17 protein-coding genes are annotated in these 15228 nt (G+C 43.9%); 7 read left to right on the top strand and 10 right to left on the bottom strand.

Annotation, left to right across the window (positions count from 1 at the left end; all coding sequences use genetic code 11):
• Positions 1–9: 9 nt before the first annotated feature.
• The 4 genes from BQ7394_RS07425 to BQ7394_RS07410 all read right to left on the bottom strand — a co-directional run bounded on the left by BQ7394_RS07425 (position 10) and on the right by BQ7394_RS07410 (position 2262).
• Positions 10–957: a calcium/sodium antiporter gene (locus BQ7394_RS07425; RefSeq protein WP_075556773.1), complete on the bottom strand. Its 948-nt coding sequence runs from the start codon at positions 955–957 to the stop codon at positions 10–12.
• Positions 958–1163: 206 nt separating this feature from the next.
• Positions 1164–1370 carry a hypothetical protein gene (locus tag BQ7394_RS07420; RefSeq protein WP_075556772.1) on the bottom strand — a complete coding sequence of 69 codons (207 nt, stop codon included), beginning with the start codon at positions 1368–1370 and terminating at the stop codon, positions 1164–1166.
• Between the two features lie 41 nt (positions 1371–1411).
• Positions 1412–1624, bottom strand: coding sequence for a hypothetical protein (locus BQ7394_RS07415; protein ID WP_075556771.1), 213 nt, complete (start codon positions 1622–1624; stop codon positions 1412–1414).
• Positions 1625–1863: 239 nt separating this feature from the next.
• Complete coding sequence (locus BQ7394_RS07410; protein WP_075556770.1) at positions 1864–2262, bottom strand: hypothetical protein; 399 nt, start codon at positions 2260–2262, stop codon at positions 1864–1866.
• 88 nt (positions 2263–2350) lie between these two features.
• Between BQ7394_RS07410 and menA the strand changes: the two genes are divergently transcribed.
• Positions 2351–3250 carry a 1,4-dihydroxy-2-naphthoate octaprenyltransferase gene (menA, locus tag BQ7394_RS07405; protein WP_075556769.1) on the top strand — a complete coding sequence of 300 codons (900 nt, stop codon included), beginning with the start codon at positions 2351–2353 and terminating at the stop codon, positions 3248–3250.
• A gap of 293 nt (positions 3251–3543) precedes the next feature.
• A complete protein-coding gene (locus BQ7394_RS07400) occupies positions 3544–3696 on the top strand; it encodes an HU family DNA-binding protein (RefSeq protein ID WP_235848686.1) in 153 nt (50 codons plus the stop codon).
• Between the two features lie 63 nt (positions 3697–3759).
• Here BQ7394_RS07400 and BQ7394_RS07395 read toward each other — a convergent pair whose 3' ends face one another.
• From BQ7394_RS07395 to BQ7394_RS07370, 6 genes are all read right to left on the bottom strand, one after another.
• Complete coding sequence (locus BQ7394_RS07395; RefSeq protein ID WP_075556768.1) at positions 3760–4683, bottom strand: DMT family transporter; 924 nt, start codon at positions 4681–4683, stop codon at positions 3760–3762.
• Positions 4684–4782: 99 nt separating this feature from the next.
• Positions 4783–5328 (bottom strand): DJ-1 family glyoxalase III, encoded by a 546-nt coding sequence (locus BQ7394_RS07390; protein WP_075556767.1) that lies wholly within the window; start codon positions 5326–5328, stop codon positions 4783–4785.
• Between the two features lie 92 nt (positions 5329–5420).
• Positions 5421–6257, bottom strand: coding sequence for an energy transducer TonB family protein (locus BQ7394_RS07385; RefSeq protein WP_075556766.1), 837 nt, complete (start codon positions 6255–6257; stop codon positions 5421–5423).
• A gap of 5 nt (positions 6258–6262) precedes the next feature.
• Positions 6263–6673 carry an ExbD/TolR family protein gene (locus BQ7394_RS07380; protein ID WP_007658774.1) on the bottom strand — a complete coding sequence of 137 codons (411 nt, stop codon included), beginning with the start codon at positions 6671–6673 and terminating at the stop codon, positions 6263–6265.
• 8 nt (positions 6674–6681) lie between these two features.
• A complete protein-coding gene (locus BQ7394_RS07375) occupies positions 6682–7392 on the bottom strand; it encodes a MotA/TolQ/ExbB proton channel family protein (RefSeq protein WP_007658773.1) in 711 nt (236 codons plus the stop codon).
• Positions 7393–7428: 36 nt separating this feature from the next.
• On the bottom strand, positions 7429–8145 hold the full coding sequence (locus BQ7394_RS07370; protein WP_075556765.1) for a pyridoxine 5'-phosphate synthase: 717 nt from the start codon (positions 8143–8145) through the stop codon (positions 7429–7431).
• Positions 8146–8230: 85 nt separating this feature from the next.
• Here BQ7394_RS07370 and BQ7394_RS07365 point away from each other — a divergent pair, with 85 nt between their 5' ends.
• The 5 genes from BQ7394_RS07365 (at position 8231) to BQ7394_RS07345 (ending at position 15224) form a co-directional block, all read left to right on the top strand.
• On the top strand, positions 8231–8890 hold the full coding sequence (locus BQ7394_RS07365) for a CBS domain-containing protein (protein ID WP_075556764.1): 660 nt from the start codon (positions 8231–8233) through the stop codon (positions 8888–8890).
• Between the two features lie 12 nt (positions 8891–8902).
• The gene (locus tag BQ7394_RS07360) at positions 8903–9778 is read left to right on the top strand and encodes an NAD kinase (protein ID WP_075556763.1); all 876 of its coding nucleotides are present in this window, start codon (positions 8903–8905) and stop codon (positions 9776–9778) included.
• Between the two features lie 318 nt (positions 9779–10096).
• A complete protein-coding gene (locus BQ7394_RS07355) occupies positions 10097–10657 on the top strand; it encodes an RNA polymerase sigma-70 factor (RefSeq protein ID WP_075556762.1) in 561 nt (186 codons plus the stop codon).
• Positions 10658–10737: 80 nt separating this feature from the next.
• Positions 10738–11730: a FecR family protein gene (locus tag BQ7394_RS07350; protein ID WP_075556761.1), complete on the top strand. Its 993-nt coding sequence runs from the start codon at positions 10738–10740 to the stop codon at positions 11728–11730.
• A gap of 149 nt (positions 11731–11879) precedes the next feature.
• Positions 11880–15224 (top strand): SusC/RagA family TonB-linked outer membrane protein, encoded by a 3345-nt coding sequence (locus tag BQ7394_RS07345; protein WP_087880580.1) that lies wholly within the window; start codon positions 11880–11882, stop codon positions 15222–15224.
• The last annotated feature ends 4 nt before the right edge of the window (positions 15225–15228 follow it).

The following is a 15228-nucleotide window of genomic DNA, read 5'->3' as shown; positions in this document are numbered from 1 at the left end:
TGTATTATCTTATATCAAATCGCGTAGTAACCATGCCAGGTAACACAGGTAGATAACAAGTAAGACCCATCCTTCGGCCCGCGATATCTTTTGTCCGGTTTTTACTATCGGCAATAGGAGCAAGGTTAATCCCAGCATGACCAATAGGTCGATATAGTTTACGTTTTTGGCTACAATCGGATTGATTAGAGAACTTGTTCCCGCTATTGCCAGGATATTGAACAAATTCGACCCCACGATATTACCGATCGCAATATCCTGGTTTTTCTTTAGGGCAGCAACGACAGAGGTAGCCAGTTCCGGCAGGCTTGTCCCTGCGGCAACCAGTGTAAGGCCGATCACAGCCTCGCTTACCCCCAGTTCCTGTGCTATCGATACGGCATTGTCGACCAATAAATGGGATGCAAATACCAGTATGGCCAATCCGCCGGCGATATATAAAACATCCTTATACCACGGCTCGGGCTGTTTTTCCAGTTCCCCCTTGTTTTCCTCCACCTTTTTCTCATGCTTGCGCGAGTAATAGAGGCTGAAAGTCGTATAAGCAATGATACCGGCAAGGAACAGACATCCTTCCAGGCGGTTTAGAGTACCGTTCCAGAAAAGGACGGTAAGTAAAACAGTCGACAGGACTAAAAGAGGAATGTCTATCCTGGTCAGTTGGCGCTTGGCTTGCAGAGGATGGATAATGGCAGAGATACCGAGAATGACGGCGATATTGAAAATGTTGGAACCCACGATATTACCGATGGCAATATCACCCTGTCCGGTTAAAGATGCATTAATACTGACAACCAGTTCCGGAGCGCTGGTCCCGAATGCTACGATAGTAAGTCCTATCACCAGGTTTGACACATTAGCTTTCAGGGCGATCTCCGCGCTACCCTTTACTAACCAACCGGCCCCGATATAAAGGGCGAACAGTGAAAGAACTAATAATGTTACACTTGTTATCATGGCTGCAAATTTACTAATCTTTTTATTACAATGTCTGGCTTCCTGTTGCCCGACAATCTGAAAATTGTCGTAACCAAGTAAACAGCAAGTTATTTTTTTAGGCAGAAAAACGTACCTCGGATAACCCCAGGAATCACTCCAGAGTAACAGCAGGAAGCGTATCAGACATTTCAGTTAGGGTTGTTAGGAATATTCGTATTAGTGATTTAATATTCGTATTCTTCTTTTGGTTCTTTAGCTGCCTGGCGCATTTGTATTGCGCGAAGCACAACCATAATAACTGTAATCAGTCCGAGAACTCCCATTGTTACTTCTTTAACAATCATATTCTCAAAATCTGTAGTACCGATCAGTACTAAAATGATAAATGACAACATCATGACTGCATCTACCAAGTCTTTATTTATCTTCATTTTATAAACTTTTTAGTTATGACTTTTGTTCAAATTCGGTATTATTCTTTTTCGTCAATAGCAGCTTCTTCCGTAGAACCCGAGCCGCTCAGACCTTTCATTATACCATATAATCCATAACCCAGAGCACCCATTACAACGAGCAATTTCAGATAATCGTTAGGTATAATAGAGCTACAAGCCAATACACAACCAACAATAGTTATAATAATAGAAAGATAAATACGAGTTTTATTTGATTTTTTAGTAGACATAATACTTTGATTTTTAATGTGAATAAACAAAATGTGTAAATAGTAGAAAAAGGCCTTAGCTGGTGCGCGTTAAGCGAAGCTGCCATAGCAAGCGTCCGGAATATGCGCTGTCTGAGCGAAGCGGGTTCGCAGGTGACAGCGAATGAAGGATGCGGAGTAGCAAGCCAGGTGTAGCCTTGATCTTTTGATTACTTTTCTATCAAGAGAAAAGTGAAAAAGACATAGTTATCCCTTAAAAATCAAATAATAAGCTTCCGCAGGACAAACACGTGCTGTGCCATGCGGCAAAGAAGAGTGGAAAGATTTATGGTTTGACATTCTGATACATTTTGTGAAACTTTGCGTAACGCATTTATTTCCTTCAGGCGCATATCCTGAAGTACTCTTTCTGCCATTTTCTGAATACGCAAATTGAATGTATTATTAGTCGATTGAACCGTTCTGCGTGCAGTGAGTCCGTTGCTTCCTTTCAGATCCGTACTCAACACGGTCAGGAAGTATTGCATATCCGCAGAACTTTTTTCCTTCATAACAGCCTCTTTATTCGACATGACGATATCGTTGCTCTCTATCTCCTCTTGTGGAGAAAAAAGCAAAATGCCGAAAAGCAGAGTCAGTATGAATAGAATATTTTTCATGCCGCAAAGATATACGAATTCTTATTAAAAAAACAAATGATTGTGCTTTTTGTTTATACTTTTGTCCGTTAATTGTGAACGCGAAAAAATGAAAGAAGAGAAGATCCTTTTGAAATCATGGTTGGAAGCCGCCCGCCCCAAGACGTTGCCGGCATCATTGAGTCCGGTGTTATTAGCTTGTGTTTTAGCCTGGTGTGAAGGTGTATTCCGGTTGATACCCGCTATTTTGTGTTTTGGAGTCGCTTTGCTGGCACAGATAGCCAGTAATTTTGCCAATGATTACTTTGATTTTAAGAAAGGGGCCGACAAGGAAGACCGTCTGGGGCCGGAGCGGGCAGTAGCCCAGGGATGGATCACCCCCAAAGCCATGTTGCAGGCCACCTTCCTCACATTGGCCTTGTCGTGCCTATGCGGCTGCATGCTTCTGTTCTATGCCGGCTGGGAACTGATACCCGTTGGGATCGCTATCGCCCTTTGCGTATTGGCTTATTCTGCCGGACCTTTTCCACTGGCTTATAATGGGCTGGGGGATGTCTGCGTGGTGTTGTTCTACGGCATTATCCCGGTATGCTTCACCTATTATGTGCAGGCGCTCTCATTCTCGCCCTTGTCCTTTTTATTGTCTTTATCGGTCGGATTGCTTTCTACGAATATCCTGGTCGTGAATAATTACCGCGACTATGTACAGGATAAAGCCGCACATAAACGGACTACGATCGTGCTTTTCGGTCGTAGCTTCGGTCGTATCTTCTACCTGTTGAACGGTGTCGTTGCGCTTTTGCTTGCCATGCCCCTGATATTCGATGCCCCCTGGTGGATACTGTTTCTTTTCGGAGCCTTTTTCACCCTCTTTTATACCACCTGGCGCGAACTTTACCGCTTTGAAGGCCGCAAACTCAACCGGACCCTAGCCCATACCGCCCGCAATGTCTTTTTCTTCACCCTCTTATTGTCTGTACTACTAATCGCCTTAACGACAGGATTATAGCTGCAACTTCCTGTGTCGTATATTTGTTCATTTGAATCATTAAATGAATAAGTATGACTCAGAATGTTTTCGATAACATGACAACGTTGGTCGTTCGTAAACGAAAGGCCGGCAGGGAAAGTACAGCCGATCTCTCCTGATTCGTAACTTCGCCGATGTGACAGCTCGCGATACATTGCATATTAGTCAGACAAAGGGGGCGGTAGCATCTTAAACTTTAGAAAATAATGAACAAAACAGATCTAATAAAACATGTAGCTGCCCATACCTGATGTACGGAGTGTTGTTGTTGGATGGTGGATGTTGTATTGGATGCTATGGCGGAAGGGTTAAGCGACGGGGAAGGGATAACCCTGCAGGGCTTTGATTCTTTTCGTCCGTGGGCGCAAAGTCAGCGGCTGGGACGAAATCCCCGCACGGGAGAAAGCTGCCAGATAACTTCCTGAACGAGTGTTAAGTTCAGAGCCGGTAAAGATTCATTGAAAGCCATGAACAAGCAAAAATAATAATCAGTGTTTGGGATAATGCAAAAGAACCCTGCGTAAATTGCGTAGGTTTTTTTGTATTGTTTTGGATAGGATAATCATTGTCACTGCTATGATGATAAGCAGGATACCGATAGCCAGATTGAATGTGAACAGTTCGCCGAATACCAATACACCGACGAACACAGCTGTGACCGGTTCCATGGCTCCCAATACGGCAGTGAGTGTGCCACCGATATTGTGCACAGCCAGTACGAGCGTAATGTTGGATATCACTGTTGGTACGATAGCCAGCAGGATCAGGTTGACAACCGACATAGCATCGGGAATGGGGTGTATACCCTCATTCGTACTTGCTTTGATGGCAAACAGGAAGGTGCTAACAATGAATACGTAGAACGTCAGTTTCCTACCCGTCATATTGTGCACTCTCGATTTATTGACGGTCGTGATATAAAGAGCATACCCGACAGCCGAAAGCAGTACGATAAAGATACCCAATGCACTCAGTTTCATTTCTCCCTCGTTGATAGACAGGCGGGCAACTCCGCAGATAGCCAGGCAGATAGCCAGCAACGTGACCCACGATGTCTTTTCGCGGAAAAACACAAGCATAAGGAGGGTGACGAATATAGGATAGGTGAAATGCAATGTCGTGGCTATCCCTGCCGACATGAAATTATATCCCCAGAAAAGGAACATGGCGGATGCCGTGTAAAAGAAGCCGAGCAATATCAGTACGGGAATATCTTTTTTGTCGATACGCATGGATTCCTTTTTCACCGCCATGATACCGACAAGGGCTATCGATGCAAAAAGGAAACGGTAGAACAGGATCGAATCGAACTGCATCCCCTTTGCCATCAGCGGCAAAGTAAATAATGGTATCAAACCGAATGTAGCCGAAGTGGCAATGCCGTATACGAATCCTTTCAAATTGTTGTTCATCTTTTTCCTTTTTACCTTTTGCTAAAACGGCTGCAAACATACAAAAAAGCCGCGATATTATCAGGTAATATCACGGCTCTTAAATATTATTTCAGATGATTAAACCAACAATCCGGCGGCAACTTCTTCGGCTACAGCCTGGCTTTTGATAGCAGCTACCAGGGCAAGACCGAAGTTAATGACCAGTCCAGGACCTTTGCCGGTAATCACATTGTCGGAAACTTCAACAGCTTCACCGGTTGTATTAGCTCCGATCAGCTTCGGTTCGAAACCCGGATAGCAGGTAGCGTTACGGCCTTTCAGCAATCCCAATCCGCCCAGTACCATCGGAGCTGCACAGATGGCGGCAACGATCTTTCCTTCACGGTATTGCTGCAACAGGACTTCTTTTACCGGCTCCGAATCATTCAGGTTGGCTGCTCCGGGCATACCGCCGGGCAGTACAAGTGCATCGGCTCCGGCCAGGTCTGCTTTTCCCAGCGTTGTATCAGCGGTAACCGGAACATTATGTGCTCCTGTTACAACAGGATTGTCTGTGATGGAAACAGTTGTCACTTCGATACCTCCGCGGCGCAGGATATCGACTGTGCCCAGGGCTTCCATTTCTTCGAAGCCGTTGGCTAAAAATACAATTGCTTTCTTCATATTACCTCCTTTTTTAGTTGACAGTTGAGAGATGACAGTTGACAGTTAATTTAGCGACAAAAACTGTCAACTGTCCACTGTCATCTGTCCACTTATTTAAGTTTATATACGTAGGTTATCGTACCGCTCTGGTTGTTTGCCCCGTTGATGCTATTGAACTTAGCACGTTTGGCGGCATCCAACGCACTTTTACGCATGGAAGCGTTGTCGATGTTGGTACCTCTACCTATTTCTGTAAATATTACATTCCCTTTCGGGTCTACTGTAATGTTGATCACGATCTTTCCTTCTTCCTGGATCGTGTAAGCGGGGCGGGGCAAGCCTCCGGCTCCGATAGAACGACCGTTCAGGTTGAATGAACCGTATCCGCCTACGCCTTCGTTGGCTCCGTGGTCGGAGTTACCGAACGGACTTCCCTGGTTACCTGTACCGCTTTCTGCATCGCCCTGGCTGTTTCCTTCAGCTCCGCCGATACCAAATGCTCCGGCAACACGGTTGCTGATGGCCTGTTCTTTCTTGCGACGTTCTTCTTCCAGGCGTTTCTTTTCGGCCTCTTCCCGTTTGCGACGATCCTCTTCCTCTTTCCGTTTACGCTCTTCTTCCTTCTTGCGTTGCTCTTCTTTCTTTTTAGCATCTGCTATGGCAACACTCTCTTCGATGTCCTGCGTGATCACTTCCTCTTTCGGTGTTTCTACCGGCGGAGTGGGTGGCGGTGGAGGAGTGGTCGTCTCCTGGGGCAGTTCCTGTCCGGTGTATTTAGGTTCGAAGGTACCGGCGGCGGAGTTTACATTCCCGAAGTTGACAAGGACACCCCCGTCTTCTTCCGGAATTTCCGTACGTAGTACCGTGAACAACAGGATCAGGAAGATCGCCAGGTGAAATGCGACCGAACCGGTTATACTGTATATGTCATCTTTGTTGAATTTCATATCTGTTATTTCTGCGCACGGGTGGCAAGCACCATCTTGAATTTGTTTTCGTTCGCTATGTTCAGGATCTTTACGATTTCTTTATAAGGAACTGTCTCGTCTGCATAAAGGGCGACGAACATTTCGGGCTCTTTTGCGTAACTGTCTTGCAGGAACGGGGTGATCTCGTCGAACGTGACCTGCGTTTCCCGCTGGTTACCGAATGCTACGTAGTAATTCAGGTTGGCATCGATGGTAACCCGCGTGAGCGGTTTGGCTGCCGTCTGCTTCTTCGCCTGCGGCAATGTTACCTTGATGGCATTCGGAATGACTACCGTAGAGGTGACCATAAAGAAGATCAACAGCAGGAATATGACGTCGGTCATGGAGGCCATGCTGAAGGCTTCGTTTACTTTTGTTCTTCGTTTTAGTGCCATTCGTTTTGTTAATTAGCCGGTTCGTTCAATAAATCCATAAATTCCATGGTGCGGGCTTCCATCTTGTTCACCACGTTGTCGACCTGTGAAACCAGGTAGTTGTAAGCAAACAGGGTGATGATACCGACTACCAGACCGCCGACGGTGGTTACAAGTGCTTCGTAAATACCTCCGGACAATAAGGATACGTCAACGTTCGTTCCGGCATTCGCCATATCGAAGAAGGCGCGTACCATACCGGTTACCGTTCCGAGGAAACCCAACATAGGAGCTCCGGCTGCTGTTGTAGCGATCAGCGGGAAGCCTTTTTCGAGTTTCGCAATTTCCAGGTTACCCACGTTTTCGATGGCAACGAGTACATCGTTCATCGGGCGTCCCAGACGGGTGATACCCTTTTCGATCATACGGGCGGAAGGGGTGTTGGTGCTACGGCACAGGTTCAGTGCCGAGTCCACTTTCCCTTCGTGGATATAGTCTTTGATACGGTTCATGAAATTCTGATCTTCTTTACCCGCACGGCGGATAACTAATAAACGCTGGATGAAGATGTAGCCTGCCATTAGTGATAACAGCAATAGTACAACCATGATCCACCCTCCTTTGAATGCAAGGTCTATTACATTGATCTCTGCTTCAGTGGGGACTGTTACTGCCGTCAGATCCGGCATCTGCTCTGCTGTCTGTGCCCCTACTGCCTGTAGGGAAAGTAAAATACTCATAGATTTGTATACTTATTCGTTAATATTAGTTCGTTCTTATTGTTGCAAGCATGCTTTATATAATGAAATGGTCTCCTGCAATCCGTGATACAACGCGTCGCAGATCAGGGCATGACCGATGGAAACCTCTTCCAGCCAGGGTATGTTCTGACTGAACCACGCCAGGTTTTCCAGGCTCAGGTCGTGGCCTGCATTGACTCCCATTCCCAGATTCTTTGCCAGTTGTGCGGCAGCAACGAAAGGAGCGATGGCTTCTTCCTTGTTTACCGGGTAATTGGTCGCATAAGGCTCTGTGTACAGTTCGATGCGGTCGGTACCTGTTTTTGCCGCCAGTTCGATGTTGGCCAGGTCGGTTCCAACGAAGATAGAGGTGCGGATTCCCTGTGCAGTGAACGTATCGACCAGCTCACTCAACAGGTCGAAGTTAGCCTTTACATCCCAACCGGCATTGGAGGTGACGGCATCGGGTGCATCCGGAACCAGTGTCACTTGTGTCGGTTTTACTTTTAATACCAGGTCTATAAAATTGTTACAGGGATAGCCCTCAATGTTAAATTCTGTCCTGATAAGAGGTTTCAACGCGTACACGTCACTGTATTTGATATGTCGTTCGTCCGGACGTGGATGGACTGTAATTCCTTGTGCACCGAAATTTTCGCAATCTTGAGCTACTTTTAAAATGTCAGGCATGTTACCTCCGCGTGCGTTACGGATGGTTGCAACCTTGTTAATGTTTACACTTAAATTTGTCATCGTATATCGTTATATCTTTTTTCTTTCATTACATTTGCACAAAAGTATCGGCAAATTTAGCAGAATTAAGGGAATTAACAGAATAATGTTGGTGAAAGATTTCATAACGAAGGAACTTCCCGTGTTAAAAAGTTTTGACACAGGGGAATACGCGTTGGCATTGATGGATGATTTTAAGTTAAAACATCTGCCTTTGTTGAGCGAGGGGATATACCGTTGCCTGATCTCGGAAAAGGATCTGATGGCTATGCCTGATCCTGCGGCAACGATTGGCGAGCCGGTTCTGTTTGCTCCCAGTGTGACGGAGAATACGCATATCCATGAGGCGCTTGCGCTGATCGCTCGCTACCAGTTGAGCCTGTTACCGGTGGTCAGTCCGGAAGGGGAGTATCAGGGGGCGATTACAAGAGAGAAACTGATCGATATTCTTTCGGAATTATGTAATGCCGAAACTTCGGGCAGTGTGTTTGTTCTGGAGGTGATGCCGCAGGATTATTCACTGACGGATATTGCCCGTTTGATCGAATCGAATAATGCGCATGTATTGAATCTGCTTTCGTACACGGATAAAGATACCGGAAGGTTACATCTTATTATTAAGATCGACCTGGAGGATGCTTCGCCGGTGATCCGTAGTTTCGAGCGTTTCAATTATACCGTCCTCTATTATTTCATGGAAAAAGGGATGGTGGATGATCTGTTGCAGCAGCGGATGAACGAGTTGTTGCATTATATGAATATTTAATCGGATTTAAGTATGAAAGTAGGCATATTTGGCAGCGAGTATCAGGTCGAGAAACAAAGTCAGATAAAACGGCTGTTTGAAAAGCTGATATCGCAGGAGGCGGAGATCTATGTGGATGTCCGTTTTTATAATTTTCTAGCTGATGGCTTGAATTATGAACCTCCCATTGCAGGATTGCTGACGGACGATCATTTTGATCTCGATGTAGCTCTGAGCGTCGGTGGCGACGGTACGTTTCTGCGGACGGCGGCACGTGTGAACCGTCAGGATATCCCTATACTGGGTATTAATACCGGACGGCTGGGATTTCTTGCCGATGTGGGAGGTAATGATATAGAGGATACGCTGGACGAATTGTTCAAGAACTATTATAAGATAGAAGAACGCACGCTGTTGCGGCTTTATACGGAAGGGCGGGTATTTCGCGGTTACAATTATGCCTTGAATGAGATTGCGATCCTAAAGCGCGATACCTCTTCGATGATCACGATCCATACTTCCCTGAATGATGAATACCTGGCATCTTATCAGGCTGACGGTCTGTTGATCGCAACGCCGACAGGTTCGACTGCTTACTCTATGAGTGTGAACGGTCCGATCATCATTCCTCAAAGCAAAAATCTGGTACTGAGTCCTGTTGCGCCCCACTCCCTGAATGTGCGTCCGCTGATCATACCGGATAACTATACGATCACATTAGGGGTTGAAAGTCGTAACAAATCCTTTCTGGTTTCTTTGGATGGTCGTTCGGAAGTCTTTCCGGCAGGTATCCAGTTGACGATAACGAAAGCCGATTATACCACGAAAGTGATAAAAAGATATAATCATACCTTCTATCAGACACTTCGTGAGAAGCTGATGTGGGGAGCCGATGCAAGAATGAAGTAGCGTTAGAAGAGGTAAAACTGTTCTAGAAAGATGTTTTATAGCATGTATTTGTTAAACCTGGTTAAATAAATGAGATTTCCAAGTGAAATATTATGCTGCATAACATAAAACTTCTATATTTGCATCGTGTTTTTCATGGTATTAGATTTAAGGTTAACAATGAAGATTGGCTGTCCGTGATGGATAGCCTTTTTTATTTTATGCCGTTCGACCCTCCAGATACAATTATTTTTTATATTTGCCTCTAATAAAATACCACATAAGTAGTTTTAGTACGATTAATGAACAGTTTTATCGATAGATGAGAAGTTACCTGTTATGATTAATACATCTAAGGAAGATGAGTATGTAAAGGCGTTAAGTAACGGTGACTCAAAAGCTTTTGAGTTATTGTTTTTGCGATATCAGCCTAAACTTGTTTATTTTTTTGCCGGTTTTGTACACGATGATGAGATCGCGCAAGACCTGGCACAGGATCTTTTTTTCAATCTTTGGAATAACAGAAGTAAACTTTCTGGTATACGGTCGTTCCAGTCTTATCTTTATCAGATGGCGCGTAATATATTGTATAATTATTATGACCATTCATTGGTGCAAAAGAAGTATGGGACAACGCAATTTCTGTCACCTTCGGTGTCCGATGACCTGGAAGAACAGTTATTCGCGAGTGAATTGCAGGCATTGGTCAATATTAAGGTGGAACAAATGCCACCTCAACGGAAGTTGATTTTTCGTATGAGCCGGATTGAAGGTCTAAGCAATGAAGAAATAGCAAGCCGGCTCAATATAAATAAGCGGACTGTGGAGAACCATTTGACTACAGCCCTGGCAGATTTGAGGAAAATGTTGAAGGTGGCCCTGTTACTCTTTTTTCATTAATTCTGTTTTTTTCAAAAAAGATCAATTTAGACTGTGTGTAAAACCTGCGTTCGCTTTCTTCTTTATAAAAAGCGATAATCATGCACAAAAAAGAAATACAGGATATAATCAGGCTATTTGTAGGAAAACGGTTTTCCAAGGATACCCAGTTACGTTTCCGTTACTGGTTTCGTCTGGAGGAGGATCGTGAAGAAAAGGAAGATGCTCTGCGGGAAATATGGGAGGAGAGCCCGTCTGAAATATCAGAACAGACATGGAATAAACTGTCGGAAATACAGGATCAGATTACTGAAACACGTAAAATAACATCGCGGAGAACATGGATAGGACGCTGGACGAAATATGCCGCAGTAGCTGCTGTCTGGTTATTGACAGTACTCGTAACTCAACATTTCTCAGAGCAAGAGGTGAAGATTGTATCTCCTAAATTGACGGAATTTTATGTACCCTATGGTGATCAACAAGAAATTAAATTGTCTGATGGCTCTACCGTTTGGGTAAACGCAGGGTCTGTTCTTATTTATCCTTCCGAATTTACCGCTGCTACACGTACGGTTTTCCTGAGTGGAGAGGCCTGTTTTAATGTGGCAAAAAATCCGGACCAGCCATTTATCGTAAGTACACAACATCTGGATGTTCAGGCTTTGGGTACTATCTTTAGTGTAAATGCTTATCCAAGTGCGGCAGAGACTATTGCGACATTGGAAGAGGGTAGTATACAGGTCGATACGAAATCGGTTAAGAATCCGGCTTCTGTATTAAAACCAAATGAACAATTAGTGTATTCCCATCTTACGCACCGGGTGGCGATCAACGTAGTGGACGCTGAGCAGATATCTGCCTGGAAAGATGGTTACTTGATATTCAAAAATGCAAGTTTTGAAGAGTTGACTACCGCTTTGGAACGTAAATATAATGTGACTATTAATTATAATGCAGAAAAATATAAAGGGCGCACCTATTATGTAAAGTTCAATCCGGATGAAAGTATAGAAGATGCACTTCTTATCCTAAAACATCTGATAGAAGATTTCAGATACCGGATAACAGGAAAAACAATCAGTATAAATTAAAAGAGAGGAGGACCACAGCATATACAAAAGAAAAACGGGGAGAGCGACCTGCAAAATCTCCTCCCCGTATTTTGAAATCATAGAATACCATCAGAAACATTTCAATAAATATTCAAATAGTATTCATATTAATAATAACATACAAAGATATGAGAATTACCTTTCTAATACAATCGGAAAAGACAAAATTCTTTTCATGTATATTAATTACATTCCTGTTCCTGGCTTTTGCTCCGTTGACAAAAGCACAGAATCAAAAGGTTCATATTACCGGAACCGGTCTTTCACTTCGTTCTGCGTTTGAACAGATAGAGAAGCAAACAAAGATGTCTGTCGACTATGATGCGAAAATACTCGATACTTCGCGTCCGGCTCCTCAGGTTTCGGAGGAAACGACAGTCAATGATTTGATGAAGACACTGTTGGCAAATTCCGGCTGTTCTTTTACTATACAAGGATCACATATCCTTATTTCCAGACAGTCGGCTACCGGAAGTAAATACAAAATAACCGGATTGATAACCGATGAAAGGGGAGATCCTGTGATTGGGGCTTCTGTCCTGGAAAAAGGAACCACTAATGGAACAATAACGGACCTGAACGGTAAATTTATGCTGGAAGTGTCTTCCGGTTCATCCCTGTCGGTCAGTTTTATTGGCTATAAATCTCTGACCGTAAACGTAGAGGGAAGAAAAGAGATCAATATAACCCTTAAAGAGGATATGGAACAGCTGGATGAAGTCGTGGTTGTAGGTTATGGTACACAAAAGAAATCCAGCTTAACGGCTTCCGTTGCTACTGTGCCTGCTCAGGAATTGAATAAGCAGGTCGGGCATTCTGTCGCATCCGCATTACAGGGACGTACCCCTGGTGTCGAAGTATTGCAAAAAGGAGGAGAAGCTGGTGCGGATATTAAAATAATTGTGCGCGGAGCCGGTACATTCGGTGCAACAGAGCCTCTGTATGTAATCGACGGCGCATTCTCCAACAATGGGCTGAACTCATTGAACCCCTCGGATATCGAGTCGATGGAGATATTGAAGGATGGTTCTGCTGCTGCTATTTATGGTTCGCGTGCGGCGAATGGAGTGGTCCTGATTACTACCAAACATGGTCAGAAAGGCAAAGCAAAAGTGGAGATTTCGGCAAATTATTCTTTGCAGACACCCTCCAAGTATCTTGATTTCCTGGATGCAAATGAACACCGAGAATATACCAAGCAGTTGGTGGCTAACTCCAGCAACCAGACGCAGGCTCCGGAAAATATAAATCCGACCAATCCGGGTATCAATACGGACTGGCAGGATGCTTATTTGAGGAATGCGCCTATGTATAATCTGAATGCCTCTATCTCCGGAGGTGGCGAGTATTCTACATTCAATACCAGTATTGGTTATTTTGACCAGCAAGGTATTATGGAGTTCTCCGGTTTTAAGAAGTATAATGCGCGGGTAAATGGAACTTTTAAGAAAGGGCGCCTGACTGTCAGTGAAACACTTTCAACCGCTTTCACCAATAAAGAACCACAGGTCAGAATGGTTATGGGTATTCCGACCGTACCTATGACAGATGCGGAAGGAAGATATGTATCGGCAGGCAGAGAGTTTTATGTGAACGAAAGCAAAGTGACTAATCCTTTTGCATCCTATTCCAACATGGTCAGGAGAAATAAGACGGTCAATGTGACAGGTAGCTTGAATATCGGATTGAACCTCTTTAAAGGCTTGGATTATAAATTAGTACTGGGTGGCGATTATATCTCTACAAATAATAATTCACGCTCCATCGCATTCGATTCTAATTGGGATGCAAATGGCGATGCCGATCCTGATTACAGCAGAACTCTCAACTCCCTCTCGGAAAATCGGGGACAGCGTTTTAACTATACTATCGATAATATATTGACCTACAAAAATACATTTGCAGGACATACAATCGATGCTATGGTCGGAACCAGCTGGATGAGGGAATATTATAGAATGATGGGAATCGGTTCGGGGTCTACGGATCTGGGTGGTCCCAGTATTACCATTTACAACGGGAAAGGGGATATTACGAGTGAAGAATACAACTCGGCTCTTCTCTCTTTCTTTGCCCGGTTGAATTATGATTACAAAGATCGGTATCTTATTTCTGCTAGTATCCGTAGCGATAAATCTTCAAAATTTGCCAAAGGAAACAGGGTCGGATATTTTCCGTCAGTATCAATCGGTTGGAATATTCATGAAGAAGATTTCTTTACTGTCGGTTGGATCAGTAGAATGAAGATAAGAGCTAGTTACGGAGAATTGGGAGCTAACTTTATCGATCCTTATTCGTTTCTTTCTACGGCTTATGGTCCTATCCCCTCTGTGTTTGGTGAAAGCCAGACTGGTCAGGAGAGTGTGATGAATGGTTATGTTACTAAATTCGCTCAGGAGAATTTAACATGGGAGAAGTCTATATCGAAAAATATCGCACTGGAGATGGCTTTCCTGAACAATAAAGTCTCATTTACAGCCGAATATTTCTGGAAAGATAACAATGACCTGCTTGCTCCGCTACTTCCGTTGGCATCATCCGGACAGACCATTATGACTAATGGTGGTGATTTACCCGTATTTAACTCGGCTTCTGTAGAAAATAAGGGGTTTGAATTTACTATGGGTTACCGTAACGACTGGAAAGATTGGAGCTTGGGAGTAACGGCCAATATTTCAGCACTTAAGAATAACGTAAAAAGTTTGGGAGAAGGTGTACAACCTATTAAGGCAGAGGTAATGATGAGCGGTTCATTCAACGATCGCCCGACGATTACAAAGCCGGGACTTCCTATCGGTACATTCTGGGGATATGTAATCGAAGGATTCGATAATGACGGAAACTTTATTTTCCAGGATAATAATGGTAGCGTGGACGGGGTACTTACAGGAAAGCCCGACGGGAAAATCGATGAAAATGATAAAATGGCTATTGGTAATCCTCATCCGGACTTTACTTATGGTTTGAATATCAATGTCGGCTATAAGAATTGGGATTTAACTGCTTTCTTCCAAGGCACGCAGGGAAATGATGTTTTTGCTTTGATGAAGTATGACTGGTATTTTGGTGGTGCCAATAGTGCTATTCTGAAAGATGCCTTTTATAACTCATGGACTCCTCAGAATATTAATGCGGAAGCACCTAAGCTGAATAGTAAGAATAGTTCGGGAATCAATTCGTTGCCAAGTACATTTTATGTGGAAGACGGTTCATATTTCAGGTGTAAGAATCTACAGATAGGGTACTCTTTCGACAAGAAATTATTACAGAAATGTCATATCGATGTTCTCAGGATATATGCAGGAGTACAAAATCTATTCACTATCACAAAATACCCGCTGTATGATCCGGAAGTAAGTTCTAACGCTTTATTCGATAGGGGAGTGGATGGTTTCTGGCAGGCTCAGGAGAGTCCTCATGAAGCGACGATGAACTCCAGGGTATATAATATCGGTTTTAATTTAACTTTCTAATACT

This window comes from Parabacteroides timonensis (assembly GCF_900128505.1).
GTDB lineage: Bacteria > Bacteroidota > Bacteroidia > Bacteroidales > Tannerellaceae > Parabacteroides > Parabacteroides timonensis.
This window is presented reverse-complemented; position numbering and strand designations above follow the sequence as displayed.